Genomic DNA, 16,062 nt, shown 5'->3' with positions numbered 1-16,062 from the left:
GGGTACCGGCCTGATTGAAGCTCCAGCCCACCACTCGCGAATTTGCAGACGGAGCGCTCGCCCAGCGACAGCAAGGCAGCCAAAATGACGCGGATGCAGTCATCGTCGGATCGTGCAGCAAGGCGAACACAAATTAATACCAATTCGAAAAATGGCATCGCTCACACCGGATTTTTATGCCGCTTCAACGTAAGCGCTTTGATCAAGGGCGAGCAGGGCCTTGTTGGATGAAATTTGCCGCTAGAGTTAGGCCTTTGCCATCACAACCTTCACTGGAGCTTCATGATTCTTGAACTTGCCGACATCCGTATCCACCCCGGCCAGCAGACCGCTTTTGACGAAGCCATTGAGCGTGGCGTTCGTACCGTGATTGCCCATGCCAAAGGATTCCAGGGCCACCAGATCTTTAAAGGCATCGAAAGTCCTGATCGCTACCTGTTGCAAATCCGCTGGGAAACGCTGGAAAACCACACTGTCGATTTCCGCGAGTCGACTGCGTTTGCCGACTGGCGGGCGATTGTCGGACCCTTCTTTGCCAGCCCGCCCTCAGTGGAGCACTTTAGCCTGATGGCGCCATCCGCCTGATAAAAAACCGTGCCGAGTGCCGGCGCGCACCAAGCCAGCGCCCAGTTCCTGCGCAAGGCGGCAGCGTTCCAGCAGTCATCGTCTATCCATGCAAGCCCTCCTTCGAACCTGCTCAAGCAACAATGAAAATTCCTGACCTGATACCCAGCCGGCTGAAGCGGCTTTGCCGTGCCTGTTCGACGCATGCCGTCCATACCACTTTTTTAATAGCTGCATGCGCCCTGCCCATAAGCGCAACAGCACAAAATATTGATAAAAAAGCGGAAACCGCAGCAGCCTGGCCGACGCGGCCGGTGCGCATCCTGGTGGGCTTTCCTGGAGGATCGACCCCCGACATGTCGGCCCGAACGCTGGCAGAGCCGCTGTCCAGAGCCTTGGGCCAGCCGGTCATTGTCGAGAACCGGGTGGGCGCGTCGGGCAATATCGCAGCGGACCTGGTTGCCAAGGCTACCGACGACCACACGCTGGGCGTCGTTATCAATGGCAACCTGACCTCTGCCAAGCAGCTTTATGCCAAATTGCCCTACGACCCGGCCAGTGACTTTGCGCCCCTCTCGCTGCTGACCACCGCGCCGCTGATGCTGGTTGCACCGGCCAGCCTTCCGGGCGGGGCCGATTTCTTCACGGCAGCGCAAGAGGCTGGCAGCCATTGGAATTACGGATCGGTCGGCAACGGATCGGTCGGGCATCTCGGCATGGAACTGATCAAGCAGCGTTCGACCGGCATGACGCCGGTGCATGTTCCGTATTCAGGCAACCCGCAGGTGGTCACGGCCATGCTGGGCGGCCACATCCAGATGGCGCTGATACCACCCGGCATCGCCCTGCCGCACATCCGCTCGGGCAAGCTCAGGGCGATTGGCTTGACAGGCGGGCGCAGCCTGCTCGCGCCCGATGTGCCGCCCTTGGCCGAGGCTGGTCTGAAAAATGTCAACCTGGAGGTGTGGACCGCGTTGATCGGCCCGGCCCGCCTGTCCAGCGCAGCGCAGGCAAGGCTGGCCCAGGAAGTGCCGCGCATCGTGCGCGATGCCGACACGCGCCAAAAGCTGTTTGCACAGGGCTGGCAAGCCGTCGGCACATCGCCTGACGGACTGCGCAGCCGGCTCAAGGACGAAACCGCCATTCTGGGCAACATCATCCAGACGCGCGGCATCAAGCTTGAATAGCGCCAGGCCCGATGAATGGCTGGGAGCTGAACTGTTTGCGCGGCGCCATCGTGGCACACTGCGCAGCTGGCCTGCTGCCAGGCCAGCCTGTCGTTTCTCATTTTTCAACCGCCCGGCCGTCTGGTTCGGACACAAACCTGTCAAGGAATGCCCGTCATGCGTTTTGTCGTCACTCCGCCCGCCACGGTTTCAGCGCCTGTCGTGGGCACGGAAGACCACTTTCCCATCCACCGCATTTATTGCGTCGGCCGCAACTATGAAGAGCATGCAAAGGAAATGGGCTTTACCGGGCGCGAACCCCCGTTCTTTTTCCTGAAGCCCGCAGATGCCATGGTTCCGGTGGAGGCCGGCACCCAGGCCAGCGTGCCCTACCCCAGCCTGACCCACAACCTGCACCATGAAATCGAACTGGTCGTGGCGATTGGCAAAGGCGGCAAGAACATCCTGGCGGCCGACGCGCAGCATCACATTTTTGGCTATGCGGTGGGTCTGGACATGACGCGCCGCGACCTGCAAAACGAGATGAAGAAACAAGGACGCCCCTGGTGTATCGGCAAGGCGTTCGAGCATTCCGCGCCCATCGGTCCGATCACCCCAGCCGCACAGGCCGGCGATGTGGAGCAGGCTGAAATCCATCTCCAGGTGAACGGCCAGGACCGGCAGCGAAGCCATGTGTCCAAACTCATCTGGTCGATTGCCGAAACGATAGAGCACCTTTCGGCAGCCTGGGAACTGCAGCCTGGTGACCTGATCTTTACCGGCACCCCTGAAGGCGTTGCGGCCGTGGTGCAGGGCGACACCCTGACGGGCGGCGTCGCAGGCCTGGAACCGCTGAGCATCCAAATTTCCTGAGCGATCAAGCCGGTGGCCGGGTGCAGCCCCAATGGCGACCATCCGGCGCTCTAACGATCCGTGCGGCTCCGCTGCATTTTAAGGGTGATTCAGGCCTCTTGCGCTTTACCGCCTTACCTTTACAGCTATGCTTTTTGAAGTGGCCCAAAGCCCTGAACGCTGCCGCGAAACGAACCCAAACGCCAAAGCCGCTACACTCATTTGATGCATCGCCCCCCTCTGAAACACTGCCGCGTCTGCGGCACCGCCGTGGTTTACCGCCTGCCCGATGACGGCGACACCAAGCAGCGGGCAGTCTGCCCGGCCTGCAACACCGTCCACTATGAAAACCCCCTGAACGTCGTCGGCACCGTGCCGGTGTGGGGTGAGGACGGCGGGCAGGTGCTGCTGTGCAAACGCAATATCGAGCCGCGCTGGGGCAAATGGACCTTGCCGGCCGGCTTCATGGAAATGGGCGAAACCACGGCAGAAGGCGCAGCCCGCGAGACCGACGAGGAAGCGGGCGCACAGTATGAACTGCAGGACCTCTTCAGCATCATGAATGTGGTTCGCGTTGGCCAGGTCCATTTGTACTATCGTGCCAGGCTGCTGAGCACCGACTTCAATCCCGGCCACGAAACCATCGAGGCCAGATTGTTCACCGAGTCCGAAATCCCGTGGGACGAGATTGCTTTTCGGACCGTCAAGGAAACGCTGGAGCGTTATTTTGAAGACCGGCGCAAGGGCCGCTTCGGCATTCATGTGCTGGACGTTTCCTGACCTTCTCTCCAAGGTCTCATCCGGGCCGGACGTATTTGGTAATGCAGACCCGGCTTAAAATTTCAGGCTTCGCCTTCGCCTCAACTTATTAAAGCCTTCTGGCTCCGACTTAGCCGTTGACGCCCCCCGTTTTCACCAGAATCTCCCAATACCGGAATCCCATGTTCAAATCCGCCTCCTTTTTTCGCATTGCCAACGATTTTGTTCTTCCACCACTCGAAGCGCTCGAAGAGGTGCTCCAGACCGCCCAATTCATACCCTGCGGCGCTACGCAGCCCGAATCTGTCGGCTGGGTCCCGCCGCGCGGCAATAAAAGTACAGTGATGGTCGAAACCGTCGGCACGCAGGTCCTCTTGCGGCTGAGCATCGAGCGCCGCCCAGTGCCCGCCTCCGCCGTCAAGGCCGAAGTGGAAGAACGTGTCGAAAAGTACAAGCAGGAAACCGGCCGAGAACGGGCCAGTGCCAAGATCAAAAAAGAGTTCAAGGAGGAAGCCATGCAGGCCCTGCTGCCGCGCGCTTTCACCAAGCGTTCGTCGACGACGCTGTGGATCGACCCGGTCAACAAGTTCTTGGTGGTCGATTCCTCCAGCTTGACCGGCGCCGACAAGGTGGTCAGCCAATTGATCGAGGCACTGAGCGAGATTCCTGGGTCCCGCCCCGGACTGATGGCCAAGCCCGTGCAGACCACCATGGCGGCCAGTGCCGCCATGGCGCATTGGCTTTCCAGCCGCGAAGCGCCCGTCGGATTCACCGTGGACCGCGACTGCGAACTCAAAATGCCTGACGACCAGAAGTCAACGGTCCGCTATTCACGCCACACGCTTGAAATCGACGAAGTGGCCGAGCATATTGCTTCGGGCAAAGTGCCCACGCAGCTGGCAATGACCTGGAACGAGCGGGTGTCGTTCGTGCTGACCGACATGGCCCAGGCCAGGAAGATCAAGCTGCTCGACGTGGTGCTTGACGGAGTGCAGGAAAACGGCAAGGACGATGACGGGTTTGACACCGACGTCGCCATCGTCACAGGAGAACTGTCGGCGCTGATCCCTGACCTGCTCGAAGCACTAGGCGGCGAGTTGACCATTGACGGAGAAGCTCCGCCTGCAGCAGTTGGGGAACCATCAGAGCGCGTTCTCGCTGCGGCATGAAAGCCACCCCGAAGAGGAAGCCTACGCATGGCAAGCAAAAGACGTGCTCAAGCCCATGTGGTGTTGCTTCAACCTATGTTGGTAAGCCTGCTCTCTGTTGCTGATATCGAAGGAAAACGGCTTGTCAGACACCTCCGCTTATTGATTCCTGCGAGCAACATCCGTATGAAAATCTCGGCTGATACCCAAGTAAAGTGTAGGACCAGGTTTTCAACCGAGGAAATCAGGCCTGTCTGATTGACAAAATTCGAGTAGAACGTTATCCATGGTTCGACAGTCAGGCTAAGAATTTTGCAGACTGGATGTTGTTTTACAGTCGTCAAGCCAGATCTCGAAGGGAGGGTGTCATGAGATTTCGTTTATTTGGAACACGCACTGAAGCGCACATCCGCAGGTCATTGGAGTACCTTGAAGAGGCGAATCTGGCCTGGGTGGAGCATCAGGCAGCAGCAGAGCACCATGCAGCACTGGCAAAAATGTATTCCGAAAGAATTGGCCGGATCGAGGAAGAAATTAAAAATTCGCATCAGCTTCGACCCACTGTGCTTCACCAGCCACCAGAAGATTCACGCGACGAAATCGAGCACCCAAAAGCAGAATCCATTGTGGTTTATCCAACCCGGGCTACGCGATGAATGTTCAATCTGAGGACGCGTGCTGGCGCTGAGTCTGTTATCACCAGCGAGCCGAAATCCTTGACCGACCTGAAACGGTTGATTTACCAATGAAAAAAGCCTCTAGGAATCGCTCCCTAAAGGCCTCTGACATTCGTTATGGTCGGTGTGAAAGGATTCGAACCTTCGACCCCTTGCACCCCATGCAAGTGCGCTACCAAGCTGCGCCACACACCGTTAAGCTACAAATTATAACCTGACGACTAGCCCCATTAGGCGATCGGCTCAAGCAGGTCGCGGATGCTCATCAACTCGTGACGAACCATGCCGAGAAGAGGCCGCGTAATGACTGGATGTAAAGCAACTGCGTTATCAGCCATCATATTTTGAGTAATAGGGGCGCATAGCGGCAGAAGGCTCGGGATAAGAGAAAATGTGTTGTCATTCTGCTGCAGCAACGATTTTATTGGGAGAGGTACCGGATCAGTGTGAAAACCCTCTTTAAATGCGCCCGTTATAAGTTCTTGTAACTTATTACGGGCTCCAACAATGGTGAATCCCTGCTCATACAGCAGCTGGCGTATTTGGCAAATTAATTTAATTTCATGAAGCTGGTAGTAACGACGATTCCCGCGTCTTTTCATGGGTCGCAATTGTGAGAACTCCTGCTCCCAATAGCGAAGCACATGGGTCCTTAATCCGCATAGCCTACTGACTTCACTGATTGTGAAGTAGCGTTTTTCTGGAATAGGAAAAAAGGAATTCTCCAATTAAATCGATGCCCTTCGAAAAAGTGTTTCGAATTTACTCTAACTTTCCCAGCGTCGCAAAGTGAATCACATCACGCAACATTGTGAGTTTCGAAAGTAGCTTCTTTTTCCAAGTCACCGATGGATGTACCCTGAATCTGATTTTTTAGCTTGTGGCTGGCGTGAAAGGTAACCACCCGCCTGGATTTAATTGGAATAGTTTCGCCAGTACGCGGATTACGCCCCGGTCGGGGCGCCTTGGTGCGTATCTGAAAGTTACCAAATCCAGAAATCTTCACATCATTGCCTTCAATCAGACATTCTGAAATGAGTTCAAAAAAAGCATCAATCATTTCCTTGGATTCGCGTTTGTTGAGCCCGATTTGCTCAAACAACAACTCAGCCAGATGCGCTTTGGTCAGCACAGGTGTCTCCAGACTTTCAACGGAAAATTCCATGGGCATCCTTCTAGCTATTGTTGGTTAGAAATGGTCTATATCGAATGCTCAGGCGCGCAGACGGGCTTGGAACCGTATTTGCAGCATTGCCACAATTTCCTGAATCGCTGAATCAATCGCGTCTTCAGTCAAAGTACCCGCGTTGCTGGAAAGGACCAAACGTACCGCCAGACTTTTTTCACCCATTTGAAGATTCAGACTCGCATGCTGCGGCCTGTACACATCGAACAAGGTCGCCTTCTTGAGCAAGTCTTGCGTATTGGCATCACGAATGGCAGACATGAACGCGTGATGGCTAATACTTTCCTGCACGATTACGGCAATATCACGCTCGACAAGCTGGAACTTACTGACAGCCTTGAAAACAGGCACCTGACGTTGCAAAACAGCATCGAGTTCAAGTTCAAACAGCAGAGGTGCCTGCGCCAGTTCGTAACTTTGGCGCCACTGCGGATGCAGTTCACCGACAAAGCCAATCTGCCTTCCAGCAGCGGATACGCTGGCGCACCGTCCTGGATGCATGGCAGGATGCGTTGCAGGGGCAAAAACAACTTGAAGCGGTGCCAGCAAAGCTTCAACATCTCCCTTGACATCGAAAAAATCGACACCCTTGTCAGACTCACCCCAATGCAACCCAGCGCGCGGGCCATAGGCCAGCGCCGCGACCCGCATGGGCTGGTTAAAGCCGGCCACGGTTGTATCTGTATCCTGGCTTTGTGGGTCGCGCAGAAACACCCGGCCCAATTCGAAGACGTTGACGCGCGAAGTTTTTCGATCCAGGTTGAACTTGAGCACTTGCAGCAATGATCCCAGCAGCGAGGAACGCATGACGCTCATCTGGCTGGCAATTGGGTTCAGCAGTTTGATAGGGTCGGGATTACCCGCCAGTTCATTTTCCCAGCGCACCTCGACAAAACTGAAATTAATAGTTTCCTGATAACCCAGCGACGCCAATTCGCGACGTACAGCAAAAGGACTCCGTTCGTCTTCAGGGCGGATTCGAGCAGTGATAGGGGCTAGCGGCGGTGTTGCCGGCAACTGGTCATAACCCACTATACGCACTACCTCTTCAATCAGGTCTTCCTCTATTTGCAGGTCAAAACGGTAGCTTGGTGGCGTAACTGTCAACAGGCCGTCGCCCACCTTGACATCCAGGCCCAGACGCACCAGTGCATCCTGGCATTGAGCCTGCGTGAGGGGCATGCCAATGATTTTGGCTGCACGCGCCACTCGTATGGTCACCGGCATAGCCTTTGGAAGGTTGACTTGATGGTCGTCAACCGGCCCGCAGAATGTCTCTGACGTTCCGCAAATGTCAATGATGAGTTGGGTGATGCGTTCAATATGCTCCACGGTTTGCCCGGCATCGACGCCACGCTCGAAACGGTGGCCTGCATCGGTGGAAAAGTTGTAGCGGCGTGAACGCCCTGCTATGGCCTTGGGCCACCAAAAGGCAGCTTCGACATAGACATTCTTGGTGTCATCCGACACTGCGGTGGCATCGCCTCCCATGATGCCAGCCAGCGATTCGACCTGGTGGTCATCAGCGATCACTCCAACTCGTTCATCAACCACGACGGTATTGCCATTCAGCAATTTGAGTGTCTCCCCCGGTTTGCCCCAACGAACATCCAGTCCACCCTGAATCTTGTCGAGATCGAAGATATGGCTGGGGCGGCCCAGTTCAAACATCACGTAATTGGAAATATCGACCAGCACTGCAACGCTGCGCTGACCGCACCGCGCCAGCCGGTCGGTCATCCATGATGGTGTGGCCGCTTGCGGATTTACGTTACGCACAATCCTGCCCGAAAAGCGGCCGCACAGGTCGGGCGCGCTGACCCTGACAGCTAATTTTTCGTGGTTGCCAACACGTACCGCAGGAAAAGATGGCGTATTCAAGGGCGCACCTGTCAGCGCTGCAACCTCGCGAGCCACACCGTAGACGCTCAGGCAGTGCGCCAGATTGGGCGTGAGCTTGAGCGTGAACAATGTATCATCCAACTTGAGATACGCACGGATATCTTGCCCCACCGGCGCGTCAGACGCCAGTTCTAGAAGGCCACCGTGTTCCTCGGAAAGTTTGAGCTCCCGCGCCGAACATAGCATGCCATCGCTCTCAACCCCACGCAGTTTGCCCACTTTAATCTGGAAGGGCTTGCCGTCTTCGCCGGGGGGCAGTTCGGCCCCCACCAGTGCGCAAGGCACCTTGATGCCGACTCGGGCATTGGGCGCCCCGCAGACGATAGTAAGGTACTTGCTTTGTCCCACGTCGACCTGGCACACGCGCAGGCGGTCGGCGTTGGGATGCTGCAGGGCTTCCATGATTTCACCGACCACTATGAGGTCGAACGGTGGTGCGAACGGCTTTAGTTCTTCAACCTCAAGTCCGGCCATGGTCAGGGTTTCAGCGAGTTGCACGGTGCTGATCGGTGGATTGCAAAATTCGCGCAACCAAGATTCTGGAAATTGCATGGTGTGGCCTTGTTCTTTCGTTTGCTATTCTTGTTGTTATGACTGAAACTGGGACAGGAAGCGCATGTCGCCATCAAAGAACAGGCGCAGGTCATTGACGCCATAGCGCAGCATGGTCAACCTGTCAGGTCCCATGCCAAAGGCGAAACCGATGTATTTTTCAGGATCCAGTCCCATGTTGCGCACCACATTCGGATGGACCTGTCCCGAACCTGCCACTTCAAGCCAGCGGCCCGATAGCGGCCCGGACTGGAACTGAATATCGATTTCAGCACTCGGCTCGGTGAACGGAAAGAAACTGGGACGAAAACGAAGCACCAGATCGTTGCTCTCAAAAAAGGTGCGGCAGAAATCGGTGAACACAAACTTCAAGTCCTTGAAACTCACGTTCTCGCCAATCCATAACCCTTCGCACTGATGAAACATTGGCGAATGTGTGGCGTCACTGTCAACGCGGTAGGTACGGCCCGGGGCAATCACGCGAATTTCGGGCATGCGGCCGCCCGCATCGATCAGTGTGCGATGTTGTTTGACATGCTGGACGGCATAGCGAATCTGCATTGGGCTGGTATGGGTGCGCAGCAAGTTAGGCGAATTTTTCGTACCACCCTCGACATAAAAAGTGTCGTGCATGGATCGCGCCGGGTGGTCTTCGGGTGTATTCAGCGCAGTGAAGTTAAACCAGTCAGTTTCAATTTCGGGGCCCTGCGCTATGTCAAAACCCATGGACCCAAAGATGGCCTCAATCCGCTCCAGGGTGAGCGACACAGGATGCAGGCCTCCCAGCGGATAAAGGCGACCGGGCAGAGTCACGTCGAGGGCTTCGGCTTTTAACTGCTTTTCAAGCTCTGCATTTGCAAGCGCCTGGCGACGCTCGTTCAATGCAGCTTCGATAGCCTGTTTCGCCAGATTGACAGCAGCACCACGGGATTTTTTCACTTCTACCGAAAGCTGTGCCATACCCTTCATGAATTCGGTGATACGACCTGATTTACCAAGAAATTGCGCTTTGGCATTTTCCAGATCTGCCGGCGTTAGAGACTGCTCAAATTTTGCTTTGGCAGTAATTATCAGTTCATTCAGGATATCAGCGTCGTTCATAAGATCTCTTATACAGGTGCAGGAAGAAACACAGCAGCATTAATTTCGGTCAGGTGATCATGACAGGGACGCTGCACAGAAGGCCATGAAAAAGGGCCAGAGCCTTTTCAAGCTCCAGCCCTCTACTTTCCTATGCAAGAAGCTATCTATTTAATAGCGTACTATCCTGAAAATCAGGCTACCAGCTTAGCTTTGGCCTGCTCGACGATGGCGCCAAAGGCAGCACTGTCGTGAATCGCCATATCGGATAGAACCTTGCGGTCAATCTCAATACCGGCTTTTTTCAGACCATTTGCAAACTGACTGTATGTCAGGCCAAATGAACGGCTAGCGGCATTGATACGGGCAATCCACAAACGGCGAAACACGCGCTTTTTGTTACGGCGGTCACGGTAGGCGTATTGACCGGCCTTCATCACCGCTTCTTTGGCGATCCGGAAGACATTACCGCGACGACCGCGAAAACCTTTTGCAAGGGCTAGAACTTTTTTGTGGCGGGCGCGAGCCGTTACACCACGTTTGACGCGAGGCATGTATTACTCCTAATTCGTCGTTAAATTAAATGCCACGGCCTGGCAGCATCTGTGCCATGTGACCCATATTGGTCTCATGAACAGCTACCGATCCACGCAATTGACGTTTGTTTTTGGTGGTCTTCTTGGTCAAGATATGACGTTTGAAGGCTTGACCACGTTTGACCGTGCCACCTGGACGAACGCGGAAACGCTTTTTAGCGCCGCTTTTGGTCTTCATTTTGGGCATGTATATGCTCCTTTTCATTTGTGCTCGTGAGGCGCTGCGAAACTTTCACAGACTTGATGGCCCCGAGCCACTTGTCATGACAAGATTTGACACTTGCCGTCGGCGCAACGGCTTTGAAGCCGTTGCTTTCGAAACTCCGGTTTAAGCCAGAGTTCACATGAACACCGTTTAGATGCACCTTTGTTATTTGCCAGACGAAGCGATAAATCATTGCTCTGAGGTCAGACAGCCCAACCTCAGCAGGCAAAACTTACGCAACCTCTGCCGATGCTTTAGAAGCAGTTTTCTTGCGACCGGGTGCGATCATCATGACCATTTGTCGCCCTTCGAGCTTTGGAAACTGCTCTACCAAAATTAAATCTGCCAATTCATCACGAATTCGCGCCAGCAAGGCCAAACCCAGTTCTTGATGGGTGATTTCACGGCCGCGAAAACGTAAAGTAATCTTGCACTTGTCTCCGTCATCCAGGAAACGCTTGATGTTGCGTAGCTTGATGTTGTAGTCGCCGTCGTCGGTACCAGGCCGGAATTTAACCTCCTTGACCTCGATCACTTTTTGCTTGGACTTCGCCTCTGCAGCTTTTTTCTGTTCGGCATACTTGAACTTGCCGTAATCCATCAGCCTGCAAACAGGCGGCATGGCCGTTGGCGAAATTTCAACCAGATCCACGTCCGCTTCACCAGCCAAACGCAGCGCTTCCATCAGACTCACAACGCCTAAGGGCTCGTTGTCAGGTCCGGTAAGTCGTACTTCAGGGGCCATGATTTCACGGTTCAAGCGATGCTTGCGTTCTTCACGGTGACGGCGGTCACGAAATTCTGTAGCGATGGTGCGAATCCTTTAATATTTGCTATAAAATCTATAGCATTTTTTGCCCGTCCTTCAAGGACATTAGCCTGCATTTACCATGTGTGCAAAAAAGTCAAGCTTTTTGTGCAACGTCGGAAGCGACTCGATTGGAAAACGCTTCAATAGACATCACGCCAAGGTCTTTATTACCCCGGGCACGCACTGAAACTGCGCCAGCTGCCATTTCTTTGTCACCTACGACGAGAATGAAAGGAAGCTTTTGCAATGAATGCTCTCGTATTTTATACGTTATTTTCTCGTTGCGTAGATCCAGGTTGACCCTAAGCCCTTGATTCTGCAGCGTTTTAGCAACTCTTCTGGCGTAATCAGCCTGAGAGTCGGTGATAGTCAAGACAGAAACCTGCTCTGGTGCGAGCCAAGTAGGCAATGCACCGGCATGCTCCTCAAGCAAAATTCCGATGAATCGCTCCAGGCTTCCTACAATGGCGCGGTGCAGCATCACGGGACGATGGCGCGCACCATCCTCGCCCACGTACTCTGCATCCAAGCGCTCTGGCATTGAAAAATCGACCTGGATCGTGCCACACTGCCACTGCCGACCAATTGCATCTTTTAACGTGTATTCAATCTTCGGGCCATAAAATGCGCCCTCGCCTGGGGAAATTTCAAATTCGCAATTCGATGCCCGTAGGCTTTCAATCAGGGCATGCTCGGCCTTGTCCCAGCTTTCGTCGGAGCCGATGCGGGCTTCGGGCCGTGTGGCCACTTTATAAATAATGTTTTTAAAGCCGAAGTCTGCATAAACTTTTTGCAGCAACGCAGTGTAGTCAACGCACTCTTTCAAAATTTGCTCTTCGGTACAAAAAATGTGACCATCATCCTGCGTGAAGCCACGCACACGCATGATGCCATGCAGGCCGCCTGTCGGCTCGTTGCGGTGGCACTGACCAAATTCGCCATAGCGCAATGGCAAATCACGGTAGCTTTTGATGCCCTGCTTGAATATGAGGATGTGGCCAGGGCAGTTCATCGGCTTGAGAGCGAAATCACGCTTTTCGCTTTCGGTCGTGAACATGTTGTCGCGGTATTTGTCCCAGTGACCGGTTTTTTCCCAGAGCGTCTTTTCAAGCAACTGCGGGCCCTTGACTTCCTGATAGCCGTTGTCCTGGTAGACCTTGCGCATGTACTGCTCAACGCCTTGCCACACCGTCCAGCCCTTGGGGTGCCAGAACACCAGACCCGGCGCATGGTCATCGATGTGAAACAGGTCGAGTTCCTTGCCCAACTTGCGGTGGTCGCGCTTGTCGGCTTCTTCAAGCATGGTCAGATACTGTTGCAAGTCGTCCTTGGTGGCCCAAGCCGTGCCGTAGATACGTTGTAGCATCTCGTTGCGATGGTCGCCGCGCCAGTAAGCGCCGGCCACCTTCATAAGCTTGAAGAATTTGAGCTTGCCGGTGCTTGGCACGTGCGGGCCGCGGCACAGATCTTCGAATGCGCCTTCTTGGTAGAGGGAGACATCCTCGTTGGCCGGAATACTGGCGATGATTTCGGCTTTGTAATGCTCACCCATACTTTTGAAATGCGCCACGGCTTCATCGCGAGGCAACACGCGGCGGGTGACAGGCTCATCCTTGGCGACGAGCTCGGTCATGCGCTTTTCGATGGCGACCAGATCTTCTGGCGTGAACGGGCGTTTGTAAGAAAAATCGTAGAAAAATCCGTTTTCAATCACTGGTCCGATGGTGACCTGCGCTTCGGGAAACAGCTCCTTGACCGCATACGCCAACAAGTGGGCCGCGCTGTGGCGAATCAATTCCAAGCCGTCAGCGTCCTTGGCGGTAATGATGGAAACCGCACTGTCCTGACTGATGAGGTAGCTGGCATCGACCAGCTTGCCGTCGACCTTGCCGCCCAGGGCCGCCTTGGCCAGGCCGGTGCCGATGGACGCAGCAACTTCAGCCACGGTAACGGCTTGAGGGTAGTCGCGTTTGGAGTTGTCAGGCAGTGTGATTTGGATCATGGTCTCGAAAACAAAAATGAGAAAGCGCGGACTAGCCGCGCTTGAAAGTTTAAAGCCGGATGGCGCAATTTTACGCCGGCCCGGCATTGACTTCAGGTCAGTGAAACTGCTCTTCTTCGGTCGAGCCGGTCAGAGCCGTCACGCTGGACTTGCCGCCCTGAATCACGGTGGTCACTTCGTCGAAGTAGCCGGTGCCGACTTCCTGCTGATGCGACACAAAGGTGTAGCCGCGGCCGCGGGCTGCGAATTCGGGCTCTTGCACCTTCTCGATATAAGCCGTCATGCCGCGCGCCACGTAATCTTGCGCCAAGTCGAACATGTTGTACCACATGGAGTGGATGCCAGCCAGCGTGATGAACTGGTACTTGTAACCCATGGCGCCGAGTTCTTTCTGAAACTTGGCAATGGTCGCGTCGTCCAGGTTCTTCTTCCAGTTGAACGATGGCGAGCAGTTGTAGGCCAGCATTTTGCCGGGGTGAACCGCATGCACGGCATCGGCGAATTTCTTGGCGAATTCGAGGTCAGGTGTACCGGTTTCGCACCACACCAGATCGGCATAATGGGCGTAGGCCACAGCACGCGAAATCGCCTGGTCCATGCCCTTTTTCGTCTTGTAGAAACCTTCGGCGGTGCGCTCGCCGGTGATGAAGGGCTTGTCGTTTTCGTCGTAGTCGCTGGTCAGCAAGTCAGCCGCTTCGGCGTCGGTACGGGCAATCACCAGCGTCGGCACGCCGCAAACGTCGGCGGCCATGCGGGCAGCGATCAGCTTTTGGCAGGCTTCAGCGGTGGGCACCAAGACTTTGCCGCCCATGTGGCCGCATTTCTTGACGGAAGCCAGCTGGTCTTCAAAGTGAACGCCTGCCGCGCCGGAATTGATCATGGCCTTCATCAACTCAAAGGCATTCAGTACACCGCCAAAGCCGGCTTCGGCATCGGCCACGATAGGTGCGAAATTGTCGATGTAATTGGCATCGCCGGCGTCAATGCCCTTGGAGTGCTGAATTTCGTCGGCACGGCGGAACGTGTTGTTGATACGCTCGACAACCTTCGGCACCGAGTCCACCGGGTACAGGGACTGGTCGGGGTACATGGCGGCATAACCGTTGTTGTCGGCGGCGACTTGCCAGCCTGACAAATAGATTGCCTTGACGCCGGCTTTCACCTGCTGCATCGCCTGGCCACCGGTCAGGGCACCAAGGCAGTTGACGTAGGGTTCGTTGTTCACCAGACCCCAGAGCTTTTCAGCGCCACGGCGGGCCAGCGTGTGCTCGATCGGGAACGAGCCGCGCAGGCGAACCACGTCAGCGGCGCTGTAACCGCGCTTGATGCCTTTCCAGCGAGGGTTGGTAGCCCAGTCTTTTTCAAGGGCTTCAATTTGCTGGTCGCGGCTGAGGTGCTCGGTAAGGCTGTGTGGCATGGTGAACTCCGTTGGTAGAAAAGGTAGATGGGTTTATTCTAAGTCTTCTAGAAGACTTCAACCGTCTCTTATGTCTTATATAAGACTATATATTTCCATGATAATCAAAGACTTACGAAATAATTTCACACTATGGAAATAAATTTCTTATGGCGCAAATTACGCGCAGCCAATTCTTTGCACTTATTTCATAGCGTGATAAAAATTTCTGTTTTGTGAAAATTTCAACCTTGGCAGACCCCATCCTTTCCACCAGATCAGCCACGCATCAGATAGATGACAGGTTAGGCGGCATTGAGTACCGTCAATTCAGCACGGCTGGCAGCGGCCATCTCGCGTTCACGCTGCCGGGTTTTCCGCGCCACCCAGACGCTGTAGCCAACGATGACCATCGTCACTGTGGCGATCAGCAAGGTTGCGGCCGCATAGATGGTCGGGTTGATGCCGCGCCGTGCATAGCCAAAGATCACTTGTGGCAGCGTGTTGACGCCGGGGCCGGACAAAAACTCGGCAATCACCACATCATCAAACGACAGGGTGAATGACAGCAGAAAAGCCGCCAGCACGGCCTGGAAGATGTTGGGCAGCGTGATCAGGAAAAACACCTGGTGCGGCCGCGCACCCAGGTCCATGGCGGCCTCTTCAATCGAGCAATCCACATCCAGCAGCCTTGACTGGACGACCACCATGGCATACGCCATGCCCAAGAGCGTATGGCCCAGGATGATGGTGAGCATGCCGCGCTGCGGCCATCCCAGGAAATTTTGTGCACCGACCATCAGCAGCAGCAGAGACAGGCCAATGACCACCTCCGGCATGACCAGAGGCGCGTTGACCATGCCGGAGAAAGCGGTGCGGCCTGGAAAACGGCGGTACCGCACCAGTACGAAGGCGCAAAACGTGCCCAGCGTGGCAGACAGCAGGCCGGACACAGTGGCAATTTTCAGCGACAGCCAGAAGCCGTCTACGATCTTGGTATCGTGCGTCAATGCTTCATACCAGCGCAGTGAAAAACCGGTGAATTCCGCATCCTGGCGGGTGCTGTTGAACGAAAAAACGACCATGAAAATCAGGGGCAGGTACAAGAACAGGTAAACCAGCGCCAGCCACAGCTTGCCGAAATGCTTTTCCAGAACGTTTTTCAT

At 55.0% G+C, this 16,062-nt stretch carries 16 protein-coding genes and 1 tRNA gene; 6 read left to right on the top strand and 11 right to left on the bottom strand.

The window, feature by feature from the left end; translation table 11 throughout:
* The first annotated feature begins 282 nt into the window (after positions 1-282).
* From IWX85_RS11700 to IWX85_RS11675, 6 genes are all read left to right on the top strand, one after another.
* Positions 283-585, top strand: a complete 303-nt coding sequence (locus IWX85_RS11700) for an antibiotic biosynthesis monooxygenase (RefSeq protein WP_196869840.1) — start codon at positions 283-285, stop codon at positions 583-585.
* A 122-nt stretch (positions 586-707) separates the two neighbouring features.
* Positions 708-1,751, top strand: a complete 1,044-nt coding sequence (locus tag IWX85_RS11695; protein ID WP_196869839.1) for a tripartite tricarboxylate transporter substrate binding protein — start codon at positions 708-710, stop codon at positions 1,749-1,751.
* A 156-nt stretch (positions 1,752-1,907) separates the two neighbouring features.
* Entirely contained in the window at positions 1,908-2,603 is a 696-nt protein-coding gene (locus IWX85_RS11690) for a fumarylacetoacetate hydrolase family protein (protein WP_196869838.1), read from the top strand.
* 204 nt (positions 2,604-2,807) lie between these two features.
* Positions 2,808-3,362 carry an NUDIX hydrolase gene (locus tag IWX85_RS11685; RefSeq protein ID WP_196869837.1) on the top strand — a complete coding sequence of 185 codons (555 nt, stop codon included), beginning with the start codon at positions 2,808-2,810 and terminating at the stop codon, positions 3,360-3,362.
* 161 nt (positions 3,363-3,523) lie between these two features.
* On the top strand, positions 3,524-4,510 hold the full coding sequence (locus tag IWX85_RS11680) for a recombination-associated protein RdgC (protein WP_231379702.1): 987 nt from the start codon (positions 3,524-3,526) through the stop codon (positions 4,508-4,510).
* A 347-nt stretch (positions 4,511-4,857) separates the two neighbouring features.
* Positions 4,858-5,145, top strand: a complete 288-nt coding sequence (locus IWX85_RS11675) for a hypothetical protein (protein WP_231379701.1) — start codon at positions 4,858-4,860, stop codon at positions 5,143-5,145.
* 139 nt (positions 5,146-5,284) lie between these two features.
* Here IWX85_RS11675 and IWX85_RS11670 read toward each other — a convergent pair.
* The 11 genes from IWX85_RS11670 to IWX85_RS11620 form a co-directional block, all read right to left on the bottom strand.
* Positions 5,285-5,361 (bottom strand) — tRNA-Pro (locus IWX85_RS11670).
* 35 nt (positions 5,362-5,396) lie between these two features.
* Positions 5,397-5,894, bottom strand: a complete 498-nt coding sequence (locus IWX85_RS11665) for a MerR family transcriptional regulator (RefSeq protein ID WP_196869835.1) — start codon at positions 5,892-5,894, stop codon at positions 5,397-5,399.
* A 71-nt stretch (positions 5,895-5,965) separates the two neighbouring features.
* Positions 5,966-6,331, bottom strand: coding sequence for an integration host factor subunit alpha (locus tag IWX85_RS11660; RefSeq protein ID WP_036804757.1), 366 nt, complete (start codon positions 6,329-6,331; stop codon positions 5,966-5,968).
* Between the two features lie 48 nt (positions 6,332-6,379).
* On the bottom strand, positions 6,380-8,806 hold the full coding sequence (gene pheT, locus IWX85_RS11655) for a phenylalanine--tRNA ligase subunit beta (RefSeq protein WP_196869834.1): 2,427 nt from the start codon (positions 8,804-8,806) through the stop codon (positions 6,380-6,382).
* Positions 8,807-8,842: 36 nt separating this feature from the next.
* Positions 8,843-9,907, bottom strand: a complete 1,065-nt coding sequence (gene pheS, locus IWX85_RS11650; protein ID WP_196869833.1) for a phenylalanine--tRNA ligase subunit alpha — start codon at positions 9,905-9,907, stop codon at positions 8,843-8,845.
* A 173-nt stretch (positions 9,908-10,080) separates the two neighbouring features.
* Positions 10,081-10,440, bottom strand: coding sequence for a 50S ribosomal protein L20 (gene rplT, locus IWX85_RS11645; protein ID WP_011802229.1), 360 nt, complete (start codon positions 10,438-10,440; stop codon positions 10,081-10,083).
* Positions 10,441-10,465: 25 nt separating this feature from the next.
* Complete coding sequence (gene rpmI / locus IWX85_RS11640; RefSeq protein WP_011802230.1) at positions 10,466-10,669, bottom strand: 50S ribosomal protein L35; 204 nt, start codon at positions 10,667-10,669, stop codon at positions 10,466-10,468.
* Between the two features lie 250 nt (positions 10,670-10,919).
* Positions 10,920-11,507 (bottom strand): translation initiation factor IF-3, encoded by a 588-nt coding sequence (gene infC, locus IWX85_RS11635; RefSeq protein ID WP_081932338.1) that lies wholly within the window; start codon positions 11,505-11,507, stop codon positions 10,920-10,922.
* A gap of 85 nt (positions 11,508-11,592) precedes the next feature.
* Entirely contained in the window at positions 11,593-13,500 is a 1,908-nt protein-coding gene (gene thrS, locus IWX85_RS11630; RefSeq protein ID WP_036812236.1) for a threonine--tRNA ligase, read from the bottom strand.
* A 97-nt stretch (positions 13,501-13,597) separates the two neighbouring features.
* On the bottom strand, positions 13,598-14,917 hold the full coding sequence (gene aceA, locus IWX85_RS11625; RefSeq protein ID WP_196869832.1) for an isocitrate lyase: 1,320 nt from the start codon (positions 14,915-14,917) through the stop codon (positions 13,598-13,600).
* Between the two features lie 284 nt (positions 14,918-15,201).
* Positions 15,202-16,062 (bottom strand): ABC transporter permease, encoded by an 861-nt coding sequence (locus IWX85_RS11620; protein WP_196869831.1) that lies wholly within the window; start codon positions 16,060-16,062, stop codon positions 15,202-15,204.

The sequence above is a fragment of the Polaromonas sp. CG_9.11 genome (genome assembly GCF_015752225.1).
Lineage (GTDB): Bacteria > Pseudomonadota > Gammaproteobacteria > Burkholderiales > Burkholderiaceae_C > Polaromonas.
This window is presented reverse-complemented; position numbering and strand designations above follow the sequence as displayed.